1 protein-coding gene is annotated in these 1000 nt (G+C 75.3%); it reads right to left on the reverse strand.

The features are described 5' to 3' along the window. A partial coding sequence (locus ACWJ6R_RS37015; RefSeq protein WP_449066652.1) for an MMPL family transporter occupies nt 1-989 on the reverse strand: 989 nt, incomplete at its 3' end. Nucleotides 990-1000 lie beyond the last annotated feature (11 nt).

Below are 1000 nucleotides of genomic sequence, written 5' to 3' on the forward strand. Positions count from 1 at the left end.
CGGCGGCCGGCGAAGCCGAGCAGCGCGGGCTGGAGCGTGATCGCCACCAGCACGGCGACGGCCACGGTGCCCGCGGCGGCCAGGCCCATGATGGTCAGGAACGGGATGCCGACCACGGTCAGGCCCGCGAGCGCGATGACCACGGTGGCGCCGGCGAAGACGACGGCCGAGCCGGCGGTGCCGACGGCGCGCCCGGCGGCCTCCTCCGGCTCCAGCCCGTCGGCGAGGTTCTGCCGGTGCCGGGAGGTGATGAACAGCGAGTAGTCGATGCCGACGGCCAGGCCGAGCATGAGGGCCAGGATGGGGGCGGTGGTGGTCAGCTCGACCGCGCCGCTGAGGGCGTAGAGCCCGGCCATTCCGGCGCCGACGCCGATGAGCGCGTTGAGCAGGGTCATCCCGGCGGCGACCAGCGAGCCGAAGGTGACGACGAGCACGACGGCCGCCATCGCGACGCCGAGGGCCTCGGTGGAGCCGATCTCCGGTTCGGCGCCGGTCACCTCGCCGCCGGCCGCCACCCGCAGGCCGGCGGCCTCGGCGGCCGCGCCCACCTGCGCGTAGGCGTCGCGCTGGGCGTCGGTCACCTCGTCGCCGCGGGCGGCGAACTGCACCTGGATCAGCGCGTAGCGGCCGTCCGGGGAGAGCGCCTTGGTCTGGAACGGGTCGAGGGCGGCCAGCACGCCGGGCAGGGCCGAGGCCTCCTTGACCAGTGCCTGCAGGGCCGCCCGGTCCTGCGGGGAGGCCAGCTGCCGGCCCTCGGGGGCGGCGACGACGATGGTGCCGGTCGCGCCGGAGGCCTGCGGGAACTCCTTGGCCAGGGTGTCGAGCGCGCGCTGCGCCTCGGTGCCGGGCATCGAGAAGTTGCTCGCCATGGAGCCCATGAAGGCGGCGGCGGACCCGCCGAGCGCGGCCAGTACGGCGAGCCACAGGACGAGGACCATCCGCCGACGGCGGAACGAGGCTCGGCCGAGCCGGTAGAGCAAGGTGGCCATGAAGCATCCTT

The organism is Planomonospora algeriensis, assembly GCF_977012225.1.